14 protein-coding genes and 1 tRNA gene are annotated in these 18,407 nt (G+C 58.9%); 8 read left to right on the top strand and 7 right to left on the bottom strand.

The features are described 5' to 3' along the window. Positions 1–3: 3 nt before the first annotated feature. On the bottom strand, positions 4–816 hold the full coding sequence (locus ACILSL_RS10455) for an MlaE family ABC transporter permease (protein WP_395731965.1): 813 nt from the start codon (positions 814–816) through the stop codon (positions 4–6). A gap of 283 nt (positions 817–1,099) precedes the next feature. Between ACILSL_RS10455 and ACILSL_RS10460 the strand changes: the two genes are divergently transcribed. From ACILSL_RS10460 to ACILSL_RS10475, 4 genes are all read left to right on the top strand, one after another. Continuing rightward, on the top strand, positions 1,100–1,891 hold the full coding sequence (locus ACILSL_RS10460) for a TatD family hydrolase (RefSeq protein WP_395731966.1): 792 nt from the start codon (positions 1,100–1,102) through the stop codon (positions 1,889–1,891). A gap of 47 nt (positions 1,892–1,938) precedes the next feature. Then, positions 1,939–2,913: a PmoA family protein gene (locus ACILSL_RS10465; protein WP_395731967.1), complete on the top strand. Its 975-nt coding sequence runs from the start codon at positions 1,939–1,941 to the stop codon at positions 2,911–2,913. Positions 2,914–2,980: 67 nt separating this feature from the next. Further along, positions 2,981–5,014 carry an FAD-dependent oxidoreductase gene (locus ACILSL_RS10470; protein WP_395731968.1) on the top strand — a complete coding sequence of 678 codons (2,034 nt, stop codon included), beginning with the start codon at positions 2,981–2,983 and terminating at the stop codon, positions 5,012–5,014. 65 nt (positions 5,015–5,079) lie between these two features. Further along, positions 5,080–5,361, top strand: a complete 282-nt coding sequence (locus tag ACILSL_RS10475) for a hypothetical protein (RefSeq protein ID WP_395731969.1) — start codon at positions 5,080–5,082, stop codon at positions 5,359–5,361. A gap of 78 nt (positions 5,362–5,439) precedes the next feature. Here the strand turns inward: ACILSL_RS10475 and ACILSL_RS10480 are convergent, their stop codons facing one another. Continuing rightward, positions 5,440–6,804, bottom strand: a complete 1,365-nt coding sequence (locus ACILSL_RS10480; protein ID WP_395731970.1) for a hypothetical protein — start codon at positions 6,802–6,804, stop codon at positions 5,440–5,442. Between the two features lie 266 nt (positions 6,805–7,070). After that, positions 7,071–7,841, bottom strand: a complete 771-nt coding sequence (locus tag ACILSL_RS10485; protein ID WP_395731971.1) for a polysaccharide lyase — start codon at positions 7,839–7,841, stop codon at positions 7,071–7,073. A gap of 183 nt (positions 7,842–8,024) precedes the next feature. Between ACILSL_RS10485 and ACILSL_RS10490 the strand changes: the two genes are divergently transcribed. Beyond that, positions 8,025–8,100 (top strand) — tRNA-Lys (locus tag ACILSL_RS10490). A 24-nt stretch (positions 8,101–8,124) separates the two neighbouring features. Here the strand turns inward: ACILSL_RS10490 and ACILSL_RS10495 are convergent. Continuing rightward, positions 8,125–8,814, bottom strand: coding sequence for a PIG-L deacetylase family protein (locus ACILSL_RS10495; RefSeq protein ID WP_395731972.1), 690 nt, complete (start codon positions 8,812–8,814; stop codon positions 8,125–8,127). A 443-nt stretch (positions 8,815–9,257) separates the two neighbouring features. Here ACILSL_RS10495 and ACILSL_RS10500 point away from each other — a divergent pair, with 443 nt between their 5' ends. Continuing rightward, a complete protein-coding gene (locus tag ACILSL_RS10500) occupies positions 9,258–11,885 on the top strand; it encodes a hypothetical protein (RefSeq protein WP_395731973.1) in 2,628 nt (875 codons plus the stop codon). Positions 11,886–12,013: 128 nt separating this feature from the next. After that, positions 12,014–13,525: a tannase/feruloyl esterase family alpha/beta hydrolase gene (locus tag ACILSL_RS10505; RefSeq protein ID WP_395731974.1), complete on the top strand. Its 1,512-nt coding sequence runs from the start codon at positions 12,014–12,016 to the stop codon at positions 13,523–13,525. Positions 13,526–13,543: 18 nt separating this feature from the next. On the opposite strand, the gene rimO is transcribed toward ACILSL_RS10505, so the two are convergent. The 3 genes from rimO to ACILSL_RS10520 all read right to left on the bottom strand — a co-directional run bounded on the left by rimO (position 13,544) and on the right by ACILSL_RS10520 (position 17,622). Beyond that, a complete protein-coding gene (gene rimO / locus ACILSL_RS10510; RefSeq protein WP_395731975.1) occupies positions 13,544–14,902 on the bottom strand; it encodes a 30S ribosomal protein S12 methylthiotransferase RimO in 1,359 nt (452 codons plus the stop codon). Positions 14,903–14,991: 89 nt separating this feature from the next. After that, positions 14,992–16,893, bottom strand: a complete 1,902-nt coding sequence (locus ACILSL_RS10515) for an ATP-binding protein (protein ID WP_395731976.1) — start codon at positions 16,891–16,893, stop codon at positions 14,992–14,994. A 141-nt stretch (positions 16,894–17,034) separates the two neighbouring features. Continuing rightward, complete coding sequence (locus tag ACILSL_RS10520; protein WP_395731977.1) at positions 17,035–17,622, bottom strand: hypothetical protein; 588 nt, start codon at positions 17,620–17,622, stop codon at positions 17,035–17,037. A 303-nt stretch (positions 17,623–17,925) separates the two neighbouring features. Here ACILSL_RS10520 and ACILSL_RS10525 point away from each other — a divergent pair, with 303 nt between their 5' ends. Further along, positions 17,926–18,405, top strand: coding sequence for a Fur family transcriptional regulator (locus ACILSL_RS10525; protein WP_395731978.1), 480 nt, complete (start codon positions 17,926–17,928; stop codon positions 18,403–18,405). Positions 18,406–18,407: the final 2 nt, after the last annotated feature.

An 18,407-nucleotide genomic window follows, 5' to 3' on the forward strand; every position in this document is an offset into this window, starting at 1 on the left:
TCCTCACGAGGTCGTGCTCATGGGCGACACATAATTCAGTGCGATGGTCAGAAAGAAATTCGAAACCAGCATCGTCAGCGAAGAGTAAACCACCGCCCGTGTGGTGCCGAGCCCCACGCCAACGGCACCGTTCTCCGCCATGAGGCCCTGATGGCAGCTGATCAGCGTGATGATGACACCAAATACCAGGCCCTTGAACATGCCGATTCCCACATCCAGCGCCTCGGTATGGTCCACGGTGTGCTGCCAGAACCAGCCGCCTGGCACATCAAAACCATACACGATCAGCGCATAGGCCGCCATCAAGCCGAAGGCGATGCTTTCAGCCACCAGCAGCGGCATGGACACACACATCGCCAGAAAGCGCGGCAGCACGAGGTAGTCCACCGGATGCACGCCCATGACACGCAGGGCGTCTATCTGCTCGGTCACTTTCATCGTGCCAATGTCTGCCGCCATCGCGGCCCCGACACGACCCGACACCATCAAGCCCGCCAGCACCGGCCCCAGCTCACGACACAGCGCCACCGAGACAATGGCTCCCACGGTCGATTCAATGCCGAACTCCTTGAACTTCGCATACGACTGAAAGGCAAACACCGCACCGGTGAAGGCACCCGTCACCACCACGACGAGCTGCGACCCGTAACCAATCGCCACGATTTGGTGCGCCACCAGCTTCAGCCTCCACCTCCCGCTCTTCAATCCAATCACCAGCTCTCCCATCAAGGCGGCAATCTGCCCCAGCCATGACAGCACGCCAAGAAAACTCCTGCCCACGAAGGCCAGCCAGTCCATGCGTTGCAGCGATTCCATGCCTCCATGCATGCCGAATCAAAGCGCGGCGTGAAGCCATGGCGTTGTGCCTTTTTCGTCACTCGCCCCCCTCGCTGCCTTCAGTTGTTCCATCCTGTGGGTTCATCGATCACGTGAATGCCAAAATATTCTCCCGGTGCAGCACCCAGCACTGTTGGCAGGCATGCCAAAACCGAAGCAGCCGACGGTAAAACATGCGCAGGTTTACCATGAATGTGCCGCACCAGGAAAGGCCCCATTCGTGACGCTTGACACCCGGTTCCCACATGCGAAGGCGCAAGGCATGTTTTTCGACACGCACACCCACCTCGGCAGCAAACAATTCGACGGCGATCTTCCCGCCGTGCTGGCACGCGCACGTGCAGCCGGCGTCACACGCATGGTGGCTCCGGCCACGGATCTCGAAAACGCCCGCAAGCTCCTCTCCATCGCCGAACACGAGCCGGACGTACGTGTAGCGGTGGGCATACATCCCTGCGATGCGGATTCAGTCAGCGGAGACGCCTGGATCAGCGAACTCCGAGATCTGGCGAGACATCCCAAAGTCTGCGCCATCGGCGAAATCGGCCTCGATTACTTCCACGCGCCGCCGGAGGGCTTCACCCTCGATGATTGGAAGGCGCATCAGGCCCGGGTGCTCACCGCGCAGCTCGAACTCGCGACAGAGCTGAAACTGAACGTGATCCTGCACAATCGTGAGAGCTGGGAAGATCTCACCGCGATGGTTCTGCCTTACAGCGATCGCCTTCGCGGTGTATTCCACTGTTTCACCGGCACCCTCGAGCAGGCGCAGCCGCTGCTGGATCGCGGCCACCTCATCTCCTTCACTGGAATTGTCAGCTTCAAAAACGCAGGCATCATTGCCGAAACCGCACGCCTCGTGCCTGCGGGCAGTTACATGATCGAAACCGATGCGCCCTACCTCGCTCCGGTTCCCCATCGCGGCAAACGCTGCGAAGCCGCCTACGTGGCAGACACCGCTCGCGCCATCGCCGCCCTGCGCGGTGAAGCCCTCGAAAAAGTCGCCGCCGACACGAGCCAGACCGCACTCCAATTCTTCCACGGCTGGGATTGATCTCAGCCGAAAGCATTCCAATCTCACCAACGTTCACTGCCTCACCCATGAAACTGCTCCTCGCCGCATCCCTCCTGCTCGCCTCAGTGGCCAGCGCCGCCCAATTCACCGTCGAAAAAACTGCCACGGGCGGTGCCATCGTCAAAGTCGATGGACAGGTCTTCGCAGAATACATCGTCGATCAGGCCAACAAGCCGTATCTCGCCCCAGTCTTCGGCCCAACCGGCAAACAGATGACGCGCAACTACCCGATGAAAACCGTCGAAGGCGAGCAGCATGACCACCCGCACCATCGCGGCATCTGCTTTGGCAGCGAGGGCATCAACGGCATCGAATCCTGGGCCGAACGGCTCACCTTTGGGGATACCTCCAAGACCCCGGAGCGTGTCAGCAAGCTGGGTAGCGAAAAGCACCGCGAGTTTAAGACGCTGGAAGCCAAACCTGATTCCGCCGTGCTCGTCTCCATCATCGACTACCTTGATCCCGCTGGAAAAAAATACCTCGAAGAAGAGCGCACCATGATCTTCCGCGCTGACGAAGGCTCCCGCAGCATCGAGATGAAGCAGATCCTCACGGCCACCGAAGGCCCGGCGCATTTTGAGGATAAAAAAGACGCCGGTCTCAGCATCCGCGTTCCCACTGAGATGGCTGTCGAGATGGGTAAGAATCAAAAAGGCAGCGGCCACATCATCAACAGCGAAGGCCTCACCGATGCTGAAGCCTGGGGCAAGCGCGCCAAATGGTGCGACTACTACGGAATCGTCGGCGGCGAAAAACTCGGCGTCGCCATGCTGAATCATCCTTCCAGCTTCCGCTTCCCCACCCCATGGCATGTCCGCACCTACGGCCTCTTCACCGCCAATCCCTTCGGCACCAAATCGCTCGACAAAAATGCGCCTGACGGCGCCTACGACCTCAAGAAGGGCGAATCCACCTTCCTGCGCCACCTCTTCTTCTTCCATAAGGGCGACGAAAAAGAAGGCAAGGTCGCTGAAGCCTACGAGGCCTTCGCCAAGCAGTAAGCACACCCTTTAAAACGACGAGGCGAAAAAAGATGCATGGCTCCACCGCCTGCTCTTTTTTCGCCTCATGTTTTTCCCCCGCCTGCTATTTCTTCTTGGCCTTGCATCGCCTCTTGCTGCAGCCGATTTTGATCTCGTCATTTACGGCGGCACTCCTGCGGGATTGAGCGCTGGCATCATCGCGGCGCGTGAAGGTGCATCAGTCGTCGTCATCGAGCCCACAAAATGGATCGGCGGCATGGTCACCGGCGGCCTCTGCCGCACAGATGTGGGCAAGGAGGAAACCATCGGCGGCTTCCCGCGCGAGTTCTTCGCGCGCGCCGCCGCCGCGAAGCCTGGCACCCCCATGTGGTATGCAGAGCCCAGCGTGAACCTGAGCACGTTTCACACGATGCTGCAGGAAGCCGGTGTCAAGGCGGTCACTGCGCACTCACTCAAGTCCATCACGAAGGAGGGCGCACGCATCACCAGCCTGACCACGAACGACGGCACGACCTACCACGGCAAAGAATTCATCGATGCCACCTATGAAGGCGATCTCATGGCGGCGGCCAAGGTCAGCTACATCGTCGGGCGTGAGAGCACCGCCCAGTATGGCGAACCCCTTGCAGGCTATCACCCCATGCCGATTCGCCCGCGCACCATCGAAGTCATGGAGAGCGACTGTCCGAGCATCGGCGGCAAAGGCCCCAGCTACATCCACGGCACTCCCGTCAGCATCTCCGGTCTGGATGCTCAGGGCAAACCCATCTACGGCGTCTTCCCCGATCCCAAGCTCGCCCCCGGCAGCGCCGACAAGCTCACCCAGAGCTACAACTTCCGCATCTGCGTCACACAGCGCAAAGACATCCTGGTCCCCTTCCCAAAGCCTGCCACCTACGATCCTGCCAGATACGAACTGCTGCTCCGCCTGATCCAGGCCTTTCCCGGCATTCGTTTCGGCCGCTTGTTCCACCTTGGCAATATCGCCAATGGCAAATATGACCTCAATGCTCAGGGCCTGTTTTCCACCGACTACCCCGGCGCAAACTTCGACTACCCCGATGGCAATGCCGCCACCCGCGCACGCATCTGGCAGGACCATACCGACTTCATTCAGGGCATGCTGTGGCTCCTCGGTCATGATGAGCGCGTGCCGCAAAGCCTGCGCGAGCAGGCGAACTCCTGGGGCCTGTGCAAAGACGAGTTCGCCGACAATGCCCACTGGCCCTATGCGCTGTATGTGCGCGAAGGCCGCCGCATGATCGGCGAATACGTCATGGTGCAGAAGGATCTGCAAACCGACCTTTTCAAGGACGACTCCATTGGCATGGGCTCCTTCCTCATCGACTGCCACATCGTGCAGCGTATCCTGGCCGAAGACGGCACCGTGCGTGATGAAGGCAGCTTTCAAGACACCCCGGCCCTGCCCTACCAGATCCCCTATCGCAGCCTGACGCCCAAGCGCGCCGAGTGTGAAAACCTGCTCGTCCCAGTCTGTCTTTCCGCCAGCCACATCGCCTGCTGCTCACTGCGCATGGAGCCGGTGTACATGGCGCTGGGCCATGCCTCAGGCCTCGCTGCCATGATGGCGATCAAGGGGAAGACCCCGGTGCAAAACATCGACGTGCCCGCCTTGCGGAAAAAACTGCTCGAACAAAAAGCCGTGCTCGAACTCGCCTCTCTGGCCAACATGGTTCGCTCCACAAAGCTGCCCGGCATTGTCATGAGCGAGCAGGAGGCTGAGCAAATCGGACACTGGACTGGCAGCGCCTATGGCAATCCCGTCGATGGCTCAAGCCTCCATGACGCCAACACCGAGAAAGGCACCAAGAGCGTCATCTATCGCATGAAAATCCCCACCACAGGCAGGTACGAAGTGCGCGTGTCCTATGCCTATGCGCCCAACCGTGCCAGCAACGTGCCGGTGATCATTGAACATGCGAATGGCACACAGACAGTGCTGGTGAATCAACGCAAGGCACCCCCGATCGACAAACTCTTCGTCAGCCTCGGCGTCTTCCCTTTCAAGGCAGACAAGAACGCCGTCATTACGATCAACACCAAGGACACGAACGGCATTGTCGGAGCTGATGCCGTGCAAATAATCGGAACCAAATAAACAATCGACGCACGACCATAAATTAATTTGAACCGATGAATGGGAGAGAACCTCTCTACAATCCTATGAAAACCATCATCCATTTATTCACTCTCGGTCTGTTCATGGCGACCTTGTCCAGTTGCGTGGATGCAGGTGGCTACGTGGCTACTGGCCCCGGCTATAACCGCCGTATGCCCCCACCACGCCCCTACTACCCCGGGAACAGCTACTACGGCCACTATCACGATCACCCGACCTATCATCATTCCAGACCAGCCCCTCGGCCTGCTGGCGCCAATGCACGCGTAGGAACTCGCGGACTGCCTCTGAATGTCAACAGTTCCACTCGTCTCGGCCTCTTCTGATTTGCCAGTCCCTCGGCACGTGGCGGATGACTCGTTCATCCGCCACGTCATTTTTTATCCGGGGCAAAATTCTTCGCTTCATACGCCCATCAAATCCCGCGCTTCCGCCTGTCCCGGTGCCGGATGGCCAAACTCGCTCGCCGTCACGCGCGCAAGCGCTGTCAGCTGGCGCCAGCGAAAGGCGGGGCGGGTGCGGTGAAATTCGTCCCAGGTGGTCTGGAAATACTTCTCCGCATGCAGTGCGCCGTCTTCACTGACGGCGTAGCCCAGCAAAATCTTAAACACAGCCTCCGGGTCCATTCCCTGCATGCCACAGCGATGAACCACGCCGGAAGCATGCGCTTGGAGATTCTGACGAATATTCTCGCCCAGCTCCGCGAGCAGCTTCGCCTGGTCCGTGCCCTGGCTGATGTATCTCTTCGGCGGCATCGGTTCCCATTCGAGAAAATGCTGGCCGGTGGCTGCACCACGATCACGCGCCACCTGCCACGCGCCAAGAATCAGACAGGCGAAGACATTCCGTCCCTTGCTGACCCGCGAGAGATTGCGCCACGCATGCACCGAATCGCTCGCATGCACGCCCATAGAGTCGCCATGCACGCTGCCGGGCGGTTTGCCTGGAGCCTCCCACTCCGGCGGGCGGCCATGATCACGCAGCACCAGTTGATTCGCCGCCAGCGAGATCGCCTCGCCGATTTCATGCGGATCAAACCCCTCCGCCAGCGCCGCAGCCACAGCACCGGCGGCGTCCTCCGGCATGCCGCTGAAAATGGTCATGCTGAGTTTTTCCACCATCCCATCTTCCATCGGCTTCGTACCAGGATCACGTCCCATGAGCTTGTGTTCATCCATCAGCTTCGTCAGTGCCTTGCCATGTTCGTCCCACTCCGGTCTGCGATAATTTTCTGAGTTCAGACAGTACCGCAGAGACATCCGCAGCAACGTCGTCGCATGCTCATGTCCCACCACATCGAGCAAATCCCAGGCGCGATAGGGCAGCACGGTGCGGTGCACCTCCGGATTGTCCTGCACACATTCGAGCAGCGCATTGAAGCCGTCGTCCGCGCAGTTTTGCATCATCGTGGCAAAGACTCTCTCCGCGCCTGCGGTGTTCTTGCTTTTCACCATCGCGTGCAATTGTGCTGCAGCAGCCTTGTCTCCGCCTGCCGCCACCGGATGCAGCACCTCGCCACTGCGTCCGCCGTTTTCCTGAATGCGGTTGGTGTTGCGATACAGCACCTTGAACACCGGCAGCGCCTGCTGCGGCCCTGGCATGGCCCCGGACATTTTCAGCGCCGGGCCCAGGGCCATCAGTGTGTGAAAGCCGATGTAGTCCTCTCCGCCGAAGGTTCGTGCGTTTGCCAGCACACCTGCTGCCACCAGCTGTTTCAATGTCACTCCCGCTTTGAGTTTTGCAGCAAGCGCACGCTGCAGTTTCGCCACGTGTCTCCTGCATGAAGCAGACCAGCTCCTCCATGTCTCCGAAGTTCAATGCGGCGGACGAGTCCTCCGCGCTGGCGGTGCTGATGCCAAACTCGGCTGCGAGCGCGGGACCAAGCGTGGCTAACAGCGTTCCCTTGCTCACATCGGCAAGGAATGCACGGCGGGATTGCAGTTCATTCATGATGACCTCCTGGTTGAGATTGATCCGAGTGTCCTGATTTGCAGGAACGCGGTCAATGCCCAATTTGAAGGCGTTTGAAAGACCGCTATCGCTGGACCTTCATCTCCGCGAACTCCGCCCAGCAGGGCCTTGTCGGCGACCAGGAGGAATCGCCACCGCCGTGAAAGGTTTCAAAATACAAACCATCCACGCCAAAGCTGTCCACCGTGCGCCATTCCATGTCGGTTCGTTCCACCATGCGTTTTTCATCAATCCAAACACGCAACACACCATCGCGTTTGCCCACGGTGTTCATCGTCACGGCGATCTTCACTTTGACCGGAGTCTCGGTGGGAAAGCGGAAGTCGGCAGGAAAGGCAAAGCTGTCGCCATAGTCGCCCTTTTGATTCTTGTGGTATATGTAGGCCTCGCCGCGTCCCTCTTTCCGCCACATCAGACGCGCTGAGAAGCCATTCGTTCCTGTGGCCCGGCGGCCGCCGCTGACATTGTCCGGACCGCCGCACAGTCCCGGCAGCTTGCCACCTTTGACAAAGTCGAAATCCCCGCTGAAGCGCACCGTGTAGCTGAGTTCTGCCGCTTCATGTTTCCCAAACGGCATGCGCCACCCCGCACCACCCTCTTCAGGACCGATCTTTCCGACGGCAAAGTTCACACGCAGCCATGAAAGCGCATCATGTTCGACGATGGCAACGCGGCCCTGGGCGATGCCTCCCTCAAATTCACAGCCAGGCCAGTCACTCTTCCAGCGCTTGATCGTGTAAGATCCAGGCTGACCGGCCAAGGTGACTGCCAAGGGAGGCTCAGCCGCCAGGGCGGCCTGCATTGACGTAAAAAGGATGAAAACCAGCACACGCATGCTGGCGGGATACCACGCCACTGCACTGAAAACATCCAAAATGATGCCTGTTTGCCAGCCCAGCAGCGAATCTCGGTCGAGCGCCCGCGCCCGAAAGTTTCCAGTCGTGGCAAAACTTACTTGCACAGAGCCCAGACACGACTAAAACTCCCCTCCCTTCCAACGCTGTTTGGTTTCAAACATGCCTCCGTAGCTCAGTTGGTAGAGCAGTTGACTCTTAATCAATTTGTCGTAGGTTCGAATCCTACCGGGGGTACCATCCAAAGCGTTTGCCTTTTGGACTTCAGAACTCGGCATTCACCACTGGCCGCACGCTCTTGAAAGCTTCGGCATATCTGGCCCCGCAGGCCAGTCCACGGTACCGGGAGAGCACACTCTTTGTCTCCATCGCAGCATCCGCTTTGGCAGGGTCATATTCTTCCTTGCGCACGTAGGCCATCAGCCGCCCCAGCCACTCGGTCGTAGCAGGCCATTCAGAGGAAACATCAACATACGTGTCCGGCTCAAAGCCGATCGTATGGCCGGGACCATTGTCATACCAATACACGCGTGAGGGCGTCTTCACCTCCTCACGCCCGAGCAGGCGCGCCGGTTGATACAAAGCCGCATGGCAGATCGCACTGGCAGCCTCGTGATCGGGATGGCGGTCTCGCGGCCAGAGCATGAAGGCGGTGTCGGGTTTCACGTCGGCCACCACCTCAGCCACGGCCCGCTTGGTTTCGAGAGTCGGCTCAAAGCCCAGGCTCTTGTAGGGTAAAAAACGCATCTCGATGCCGCGCTCAGCAGCTAGCTGCTTTGAAAGTTCCAGGAGTCCCTGCTCCCGGCCTTTGACCGGCGGCCAGTTGGTGTAGTCACCGATCAGGCTGAGTATGACCACCCGCTGATGTTTCTGCACGGCCCGCAGAAGCGTGCCAGGGATGCCGAAAGGACAATCGTCATAATGTGCGCCGATGGCAAGAATGCTGCGTGTCATCAGGCAGAATGTCCATAACTACGCAGGAGAGCAAGCGGCACCGCAGTTTGATTGCAGGATCTGCGGTTGATTCAGCCGACCCATCACAGGTTAATTCGAATCAAATATTAGTCATATCTTAAATGATTTTTCAAATATTTACGGACGTTGCATATTTTCCATTGCACAAATGAGTCGCAAAGTTCATTCTTGAGAAGATAGCGCTAGATCTAAAACACTCATTGAATTTTCCATACTCACCGGTTTAAGCTATGCTTGAAGGGCCACAACTCTTTGGATCCCTAGCCTTGGCAAGTCATCGCAATGGCTCTCCAATCAAGTTGCCGCGAGCAAAAGATGAAGTGGTCATGCTGGCCTTTGATCAGCGAAACAGTCGTTTGGTGGAGCTTCACATTTTCACTGGGAAAGCTGCTCCGGTCCCTGCCCCAAGTCAGCCTCCCACCATGAGACGCTGGCTCAAGCCAGTGAGCTGGCAGTCACGCCGCCAATGGGCGGCCTCACGGCAGAAAGGACGCAAATCCCAGGCTGGCGCACGCCGGAAGGTTCAAAAATCACGGGGGCAATCCAGGTTCCTCCACAGGTTTTACGAGCCCAAAACAACCGAGGCCCCGGTGGAGGTGCAGCCGGAGATGGTCGATAAAGACCTGCATCTTCGCATGCTTGAACTGCTGCAAAGTGCGGCAGTCATGCGCGGCCCATCCTTCATGACGATTCTTGAATCCGGCATTGATGACGGATTGCCCTATTTCGTGACTGACCTGAATGAGGGCGAGTTTGTCCAGGATTATGTCCTGCGTCGCGGAGCCTTGCCCACCGTGACATCGCTGGCCTTGGTGCATCAGCTTCTGCAAGACCTGGGAAAAGCTGAGGAACAAGGACTGTTGCTTTCAACTCTGCGCATGGATCAGGTGCTGGTCACCACCCAGGAGGAAGAGTATCTGCAGCTCCGGCTGTATGACTACGGCCTGTCACAGCCAAGGTCCGAGGCCTTTGGCCAGCACAGCTCTCGCTTCGTTGTCGAGGCCTGCCGCTTGCTCTGTCTGCTGATGACCGGGCAGACCTGCCTTGACGGCAATCCTGACGACTTCAGCGTCATCGCCGAACTGCCAGCGAGCCTCCGCTTCGTCATCAAATCGGTCCTCACCAGTCCCTCGGCTCATTCGATTTCGAGAAAGTCTCTGCGTGACGAGATTCGGGAGGCGATGTGCTCCTACGTAACCCTCGTGCAGGCGCGCAACCCCAAGCTGCTGCTCGTTGCAGACCCTTCCACGCTGCCCGTCTCCCACCTGCAGACATTGCTTCTGGGAGAAATTCCGCTCACCACTCTGATTGGCACGAGTTTCCGGATCCAAAACCCCGAATCGTCGGGCTGCTATCCCTTCACGATTTCAGCAGTCACTGCATCCGCTGAACAGCCAGTGACCCTGCATCTGCTCCCCCCCGAGCGGATCGCCCGTCAGTCTGACTTCATGGCGCTCCCCCCGCAGGTCTGGCGGCAGGATCCTGCCAGGCAGACAAACCTCCTTCACCTGCTGGGTCTTTGGAAGGGCCCTGACTGGGCTTTCCTTTCTGAAGCACGTGAGCCGGGCATGTCTCTCAGCGCGTTGATGGCGAAACGCGGCACGCTCAATCCCGGAGAAGTCATCACTCTGCTGCGGCAGGTCCATGCCGGTTTGGAGCAGGCGGCGGAAACAGGCGTTCAGCGGGTGGATCTGGATCCGGCCAATATTCAACTCTGTGTCGGCCATGACGGCCCCGTCCTCCCCCGTGATCTGGAGCGCCTGCACCAAAAGCGGTTGGACGCCTGGCCGAAATTTGTGGTGAAACTCCGTCTGCACAAGACGATGCGCAGCTTGTGCAAGCCACGGCTGATTGATCTGAGCCCATGGGCATATGACCCAGATAAAAAAACAGCCGGGATCGCCGCCCGTGACGAGCAGCACCGCACCTTCGTCGGCCTGGCGGTCTATCTTCTCACGGGCGAAGGTCAGATGCAGGAGATTGCCGGCTTTCCCTCCAGCTTACCTGAAATGGCGGCGGCTTACCTGCATGAGTGCCTGCAGAAGGTATTGAGCGGCGGCACCGTCCCCCACCCCTTCGACTTCACGGAAAAGCTCTCCCACCTCCTGACCGTAGCAAGCGCCGAAATGGACTCGATCAAGGACTCGTTTGCTTCTCAGGAAATCACCAGTGCAGGCTTCGTTTCTGATTTTGAGGAAGATCAGGAGTCGGCCAATGCGCCCATGGATCAGGCCAGGAAAAACCTCCTCCTCGCTCCAGTCAGTGGCGGCCTCAAGTCACTCGATTTCCATCGTCCTTCTCCTCCCCAGTTCAAATTCCCATGGCTGGCACTGGCTGCCACTGTCATGCTTGTGGGGACTCTGACTTGGATGATCTTTGGCAACTTGCCAGAAGCTGGCTCCGGCGTGATCACTGCCGCACCGGTTTCGCTGCCACAAATTGCAGCCCCATCGCAGGAGGAGGTTGCAGAGATCACCCCCAAACCGCCAGCCCCTCCCCCCCTTCAGGCCCTGTCCCAGCCCATAGTGGCCAAGCTCCCAGTGCTGGCAGACGAGCGTTCCAGCCTCCCGCCAGCCCCGCCCGCTGCCCAGCTGGCAGATGTTCCAATGCCAATGGCTCTCAAGCCAGAAGCTCCAGCAATGCCCCCGCTTGAAAATGTCAGCCGGGAGGAGCCCCCCCCCTCTGCAAAGGCGGTCGCATCTCCTGCCCAGAAGCCTCAGCTTGTTGCCTCGGCTCCTGCGGTGAGCAGCACTCCCGCACCCAATGTGGAACCCGTCATCCGCCGGGCCATTCTCACGAGCCAGGAAAACACCAGGCCGACTCAGCCAGATCTCCCTCCAAAAGAGATTGCCATCAGTCCAGCACCCCTTCCTGCACCATCAACACCGGAGCCGGTCGTAGCAGCAGCAGCGCCGCCCGCCCCGCCGGCTGATGTTGCGGCATTGCAGGGAGTCACCATCCGCCACGCGATCGTCCTGACCAACGAAGAAATCAACGAGACCCTCCGCGCGCAGACCAAAGCGCGGAAACGGACCACCAGAAGACGCTGACTTTTCAGAGGCCTGCTTCCTTCGTGGGAAAAGCTCATTCATCGGTTGCAAGGAACACCGTGATTCGGCACGCTCATGATCGGAGCGCAACACACGCCAATCCGTGCCGATCATTCAGTGACTGAGCCATGAAACATCCCACCTCAAGAATTCCCCGGCAGCTTTGCAGACACTTTATTCTCGGAGCATTCGCGGCCACTGCAGCACTGGCCGCTCCTCCGGAGAACACAGACCGGCTTGCGACACTCAAACAGCTTCAAATCGACGCTGGTAAAATTGTCCTCGCCGATGAAATCAGCGCCACTGCCGACAAAAACTTGCCGCCACACACGGTGGTGAAGCTCGTTCTCAACCCGGCCAAAGATTCCAACATCAACGTGGAAATCTGGCTGCCAGAAGCAGCCAAATGGAACAACCGCTTCATCGGTCTGGGCAACGGCGGTGCCGCCGGCCGCATCAATTCAGGAAGCCTCGCGGGGCACATGGCCCGTGGCTATGCCGTGGCCACCACGGACATGGGCACCGCCCCAAACTCGGATTCCGGCATTGGCAAACCGGATGTCTGGAAGGATTTCGGCTATCGCGCCACCCACCTCATGACCACCTCCGCCAAGCAGGTCATCAAAGCTTATTATGGTCGCTCACCCGAATATTCCTACTTCAATGGCGGCTCCACCGGAGGCCAGCAGGCGCTTCAGGAAGCCCAGCGCTATCCCGAGGATTACGACGGCATCGTGGCCAACGTTCCCGCTCACTGCCGCACTCCGCTGCATGCTTATTTTCTGTGGAACGAGCAGATTTTCCATCAATGCCCCTTCACCCCCACGCAGGAGGAAAACATCATCGCCGCCGGCAACGAATACATGGCCGCACGCGAACTCCCACAGACTGCCGGCAAGCTGGTCTCCGACCCCCGCTGCACCGGGAAAGACATCGAAGCGGTCATCGCGCTGGCACAAAAGAAAGATCCCACGCTGACCGCCCAACACACCGAAGCCCTGCGAAAACTGTTCGGCGGTCCCAAGCACGCGATCACCGGCGAGCGCATCTTCGACGGCATTCCCTTCGGTAGCTCCTTCAAGATCGCCCACGGCCACCTCTATCTTTTCCAGTGGGTCTTCGGCAAGGACAAAGACCTCCAGAGCCTCGACTTCGGCAAGGACATCGACACCTACACCGCCGCCCTGGGTCCCTATCTCAACGCAGAAAACGCGGACCTCAGCGCCTTCGAAAAACGCGGCGGCAAGCTCATCATGATCTCCGGCTCCGCCGACTCCTGCGTGCCCTACCATGCCTCCCTCGATTATTACGAGCGCGTCATCGAGCACTTCGGCTCCTTGGAAAAAGCCGCCTCATTTTGCAAGTTCTACATCGTCCCCGGCATGAGTCACGGCCCCGGCCCGGGAATCAACAAACTGCCCGACATGCTCGGCCTGGTCATGCACTGGCGCGAAAAAGGCGAAGCACCTCACGCTCTCAGCGCACAACGGATCGTCGATGGCAAAACCGAACTCGACATGCCGCTCTATCCTTACCCGGAAAAAACAAGCTGGGAAGCCGGAGCCTTCAAGCCGGTGAACGGCCCACGCGGCGGCGTAGACCGCGTCGCCGAACGCTTCAGGCCCCAGGCCGCCGAATGAAGGGGTGAACACACCGCCTCAACCCGCCACCAAATCGTAGCCGCGCCACTCCTTGACGGTCACATCCGCAAAGCTGCCCACCGGCAGTTTCTTGCTCACAAACACCGTGGTGTCGATGTCAGGCGCGTCCATTTCGCTGCGGGCAACTCCAGGCTCCTCAACAAGCACACGCATTTTGCGTCCGACCTGCGTCGTATTGAATCCCTCGATGCTGCGCTGGATAGCGCGCATGGCCTCGTTCCAGCGGGCCTTGCGGGTCATGTGGTGGATCTGATCCTCCATCTTCGCCGCACGGGTGTCTTCCTCGCGGGAGTAGTTGAAGACGCCGGCACGCTCAAACTTGGTGTCCTGAATGAACTGCAGCAGCTCGTTGAAATCGGCCTCGGTTTCACCAGGGAAGCCCACGATGAAGGTGGTGCGGATGGCGATGCCGGGAATGCCGGCACGGATGCGCTTGATGAGATCACGGATGTAGGCGCCATCCGTCTCGCGCTTCATCAGGCCCAGCATGCGGTCGCTGATGTGCTGGAGCGGCATGTCGATGTAACGCGCCACTTTCGGGCTTTCAGCAATGGCCTGGATGAGGTCGTCGCTCCAATGCGCGGGATGCGTGTAAAGAAGGCGGATCCAGAAGTCGCCTTCGATCTTGTTGAGCTCACGAATGAGGGAGGAAAGCGATTCCCCCTTGGTGGAATCGACCCCGCTGCGCGGCTTGGGGCGCTCATCCGTCCACTTGTCCATGCCGAAGTAGGTGGTGTCCTGGGAGATGAGGTTGATCTCCTTCACCCCGCTGGCGATGAGTTGCTGCGCCTCTTTGACGATGCTTTCCTGCGTGCGGCTGCGGTGGCGGCCGCGAATGCGCGGGATGATGCAGAAGGAGCAGGGATGATTGCAGCCTTCGGCGATCTTGATATACGCCATGTGCTGCGGCGTGAGGCGGAAGCGCGGCGTGTCGTAATCCGGGATGTACTGCGGCTGGCGGGTCACCAGATTTTCCTGCTCGTGCTCCTTGGTGCCGACGAGCTTTTGGATGATGGGCGCCACCTGCGTGATCTGATCGAGTCCGATGAAGGCATCCACCTCGGGCATGAGGCCTGGAAGCTCCGTGGAAAAACGCTGCGAGAGGCAGCCCGCAACGATGATCTTCTGACGCGCACGCTTTTTCGAGCCCGCCCGCTGGTCCACGGCGTCATGCACCGCCCCGACACTTTCCTTCTTGGCCATGTCGATGAACGAGCATGTGTTCACAATGAGTACATCCGCGAGATCCGGCTCAGGTGTCATGACCATGCCTGCCTGCTGGAGGTGGCCGATCATGATTTCCGAGTCGATGAGATTTTTCGCGCAACCGAGGGAGACGAGGCCGACTTTGATCATGGGGCGCGGATGGTAGCGCCTTTGCGGCAATCGAAAAGGGGAAAGATGGCCGCCGTAAAGCAGTTCTCCCCCTCAGATTTCGCTTGTGCTCAGGAAAGGAGCATGGCTGCCTGCTGCGGCGCCCGGTTCGCGGTGAGCTCAAAAGCAGGCGTTTCCCCCGGCGTTTTCTGCACGGCTTTGGCCAGCGCCTTGCTCAAACCGTCCAGCGAATAGGGCTTGAGCATGATGTCCACCGGCGGCGCCCCCCCCTGGCTGAGAATGGTAAATTCGTCAGGATCGATGACAAAACCGCTGCAAACCACCACCGGCACATCATTGCCGACAGCGCGCAGTTCCTTGAAGGTGTCACGGCCGGAAAGCTTGGGCATGTAGATGTCGAGCAGGACCGCGTCCACCTTCTCCTGAGTGCGCAGGAGGATGTCGAGCGCCTGCTGGCCATCGCAGGCCTCCAGGACGCGGTAGCCGAGGAAGCCGAGCATGTTCATGGCGATGGAGCGCACCGGAGCTTCATCATCCACAACCAGGATGGTGGTCTGACCACCGACGGGGGCATTGATGGCCTGTCCGTTGTCGATCGGCGCATCCTCCTCGACTTGCTCGGGATTGAGCAACCGTGGAAGGAACACCCGGAACTCGGTGCCGCGCCCCACTTCACTGTCGAATTCGATCCAGCCACCGTGCTCACGTACGATGTCCTGCGCGGTGGAGAGGCCGAGTCCTGTGCCTTTGCTGCCTGTCTTCGTCGTAAAGAAAGGCTCAAAGATGCGCTGGCGGTGCTCTTCAGAGATGCCGTGGCCGTTGTCGCGCACCACGAGCATGACGAAGTCAGAGGCCTCACTGCTTTCGGCTGATTTCGACGGCATGCGATGGGTGACGTTTTCGACGGCGATTTCGATCACGCCTTTGTCTGCGGGCAGTGCATCGCGGGCGTTGAGGCAGAGATTGAGCATGACCTGCTCGATCTGCGTGGCATCTCCGCTTGCGTACGAGGCGTCCATGCCGCCGCGCATCTGAATGGTGACACGCGGATCGACGCTGTGCTTGAGGAGGTTCTGCACGTCAGCCAGGAGACGCTTGAGATTGGTGGACTTGCGCACGGCGACGCCGGTGCTGCGGCGCGAATAGCCAAGGAGGGATTTGACGAGTTCCGCCGCACGCGTGGTGGCATGGTTGGCATTCTGCAGCTTGTCACGCACCCCAGCCTGATTGGAGGCGGGAGTGAGTTCGGCGAGGGTGAGATTGCCACGAATGGCCGTGAGGAGGTTGTTGAAGTCGTGAGCGATGCCGCCGGCAAGCTGGCCGATGGTCCCCATCTTCTGCGATTCGCGAAGCTGGTTCTCCAGCACCCGCATTTCAGAGCGGTCTTTCACGATCCAGATGCGTCCGATCACTTCACCGGCATCCGTGCGCATCGGGCTGGAGCGCAGGGAGAACACCCGGTTGTCTGTGGAGACCAGCGGCGGCGTTTCAGCCTGGCCTTCAAGATGGGTGGAGCTCTTTTCAATCCAGGCGGTGATCACGGCTTTTTCTTCAAAGCGCTCGATCAGCGCATTGAGAATGCGAGTGGCATCCCGTCCGGCGATTTCTTCGACCGGTTGGCCGAGAAAATCATCCAGCTTGGCGTTCGAGGCGATGATGGAGCCCTGGGCATCCACCACGAGCACCCCTTCATCGCTGGCCGCAAACAGCCCCTGCAGCGCTGTGAATGCCTCACGCAGCAGGCGTTCTGCATTGAGCAGGCGCTGAGCTGTCTGGCAGGCATGCTGCTCAGCGGCATTGAGCGCCTGGCGCTGCTTGGCAAAGATCATGTTGATGTCACAGCGCAGCTTCCAAAAGTCAGCTGGCAGCCATTCAGCGGACTGGGTGTCCGGTGGGACTCCACGCAGCACCGCCGTAGTGCCCTTCATCACAGCAGTCGTCGGTTTGAGCAGCCAGCCGGAAATCAAATAGGCGGCCAGGAAGACGCCACCGCCGAGAAGGACACCAGTCATGCCGAAGAACCATTCAAGTGGCTGCCCCATCATTCGGGTGGCTCCCATCGCAGGCAAAAAGCCGAAAAGCCAGAGGGGTAACAGGATGCGGAGTCTCAGGGAGTTCATAAAGTGTAAGCTCGAATGATACGAATATGGCGATCAGTTGACGGAGCGGTTGTCAGAAGGATTAGCTCGGAGGATGATTTGATTCACACAGTGCTCTACGGCCGCATTAAGGTGGGTTTCCAGCCAGGTTTCAATCTCGCCACGCAAGGCGGCTATGCCGGCCTGCACCGACTGCCCGGCTTGGGGGAGCCGCTGCTCCATGCGGTCAATCCTGTCGTTCATGGCGCTCACATTCATGGCAATGCCAAAAATGTCATTCCTTAACTGATCGATTTGAGCCGGCAAGTCTTGGGCCAAAAGAGTCCCCTGCTGGGATGCAGGCCGCGGCACCGCAGAAGTCAGATTCACCTCAGGTGGCAGAACGGCTTCCTGTTCATGTTTGAAAGACAGCGTCGCTGCATTCACGGCAGCCGAACGTGGGAAATCGGGGATCGAACGTGGCACGGCTTCCGGTGCTGGGAGGCTCAAGATGCTTCCCTGAGCTCCTTGCAGTGGCTCAGTGCTGACATGCCCCGGAGCATGGCTCATCACCTTCTCTGCAATCGCCTGTGCTATGGCTTCTGCAGGACTTTCGACCGCAGGGCTTTGGCGTTGGGTAGAGAATGAAAATGGTAAAGGCATGCTTGGAATCAGGCAGTATGGGTAATTTTATCAATATTAACAATAAAATCCATAATTATTTAAAACTAATTTGAACACATCGCCTAGCTCTCTTGCACAATACACTGCTTTATATGAGACCTCACCTTCGCATTCGCATTCACTTACTTACCTCTGTTACAATAAACTAAACACAGTCTTAGTCCCCATCATCACACGTCATTTTTCCACGCGAAAACCCTAAAATATAGCGCTTTCCTGCCGTCTACTTCAAAAAAAGCCCTGCCTTGCGCGATCCTCTGCCATGGCTAACCTCTTCGCCACATGGACGAACGTATCACTCAACGCTTGGAAAAACATCTGGCCAGCCAGGGACTGCGCCGTACCAAGCAAAGGGATGTCATCGTGGAGGCTGCCTTTGCCACCGACGACCACTTCAAAGCCGAGGAACTGCTCGATAAGGCGCGCAAACTCGACAGCACCGTTTCCCGGGCCACCGTCTACCGCACCCTGACCCTTCTGGTGGAATGCGGGCTGCTGCGCGAAGTCGACCTGGGCCGTGACCAGACTTACTACGACCCCAATTTCCTCGACAAGCCCCAGCACAACCACCTGATCTGCCTCGACTGCGATCGAGTGGTGGAGTTCGAAGATGATCACACCGCACTGCTGCATGACTGCATCACACGCCGGCTTGGCTTTCAGCCCAGCATGAAGAGCATGCGCATCGAAGCCCACTGCGACGAGCTTCGGCGGCTGGGAAAATGCAGCTACCGCGACGCCAGGCTCGCGGTAGCTGGTTAAGA

Source organism: Prosthecobacter sp., assembly GCF_044222345.1.
Lineage (GTDB): Bacteria > Verrucomicrobiota > Verrucomicrobiia > Verrucomicrobiales > Verrucomicrobiaceae > Prosthecobacter.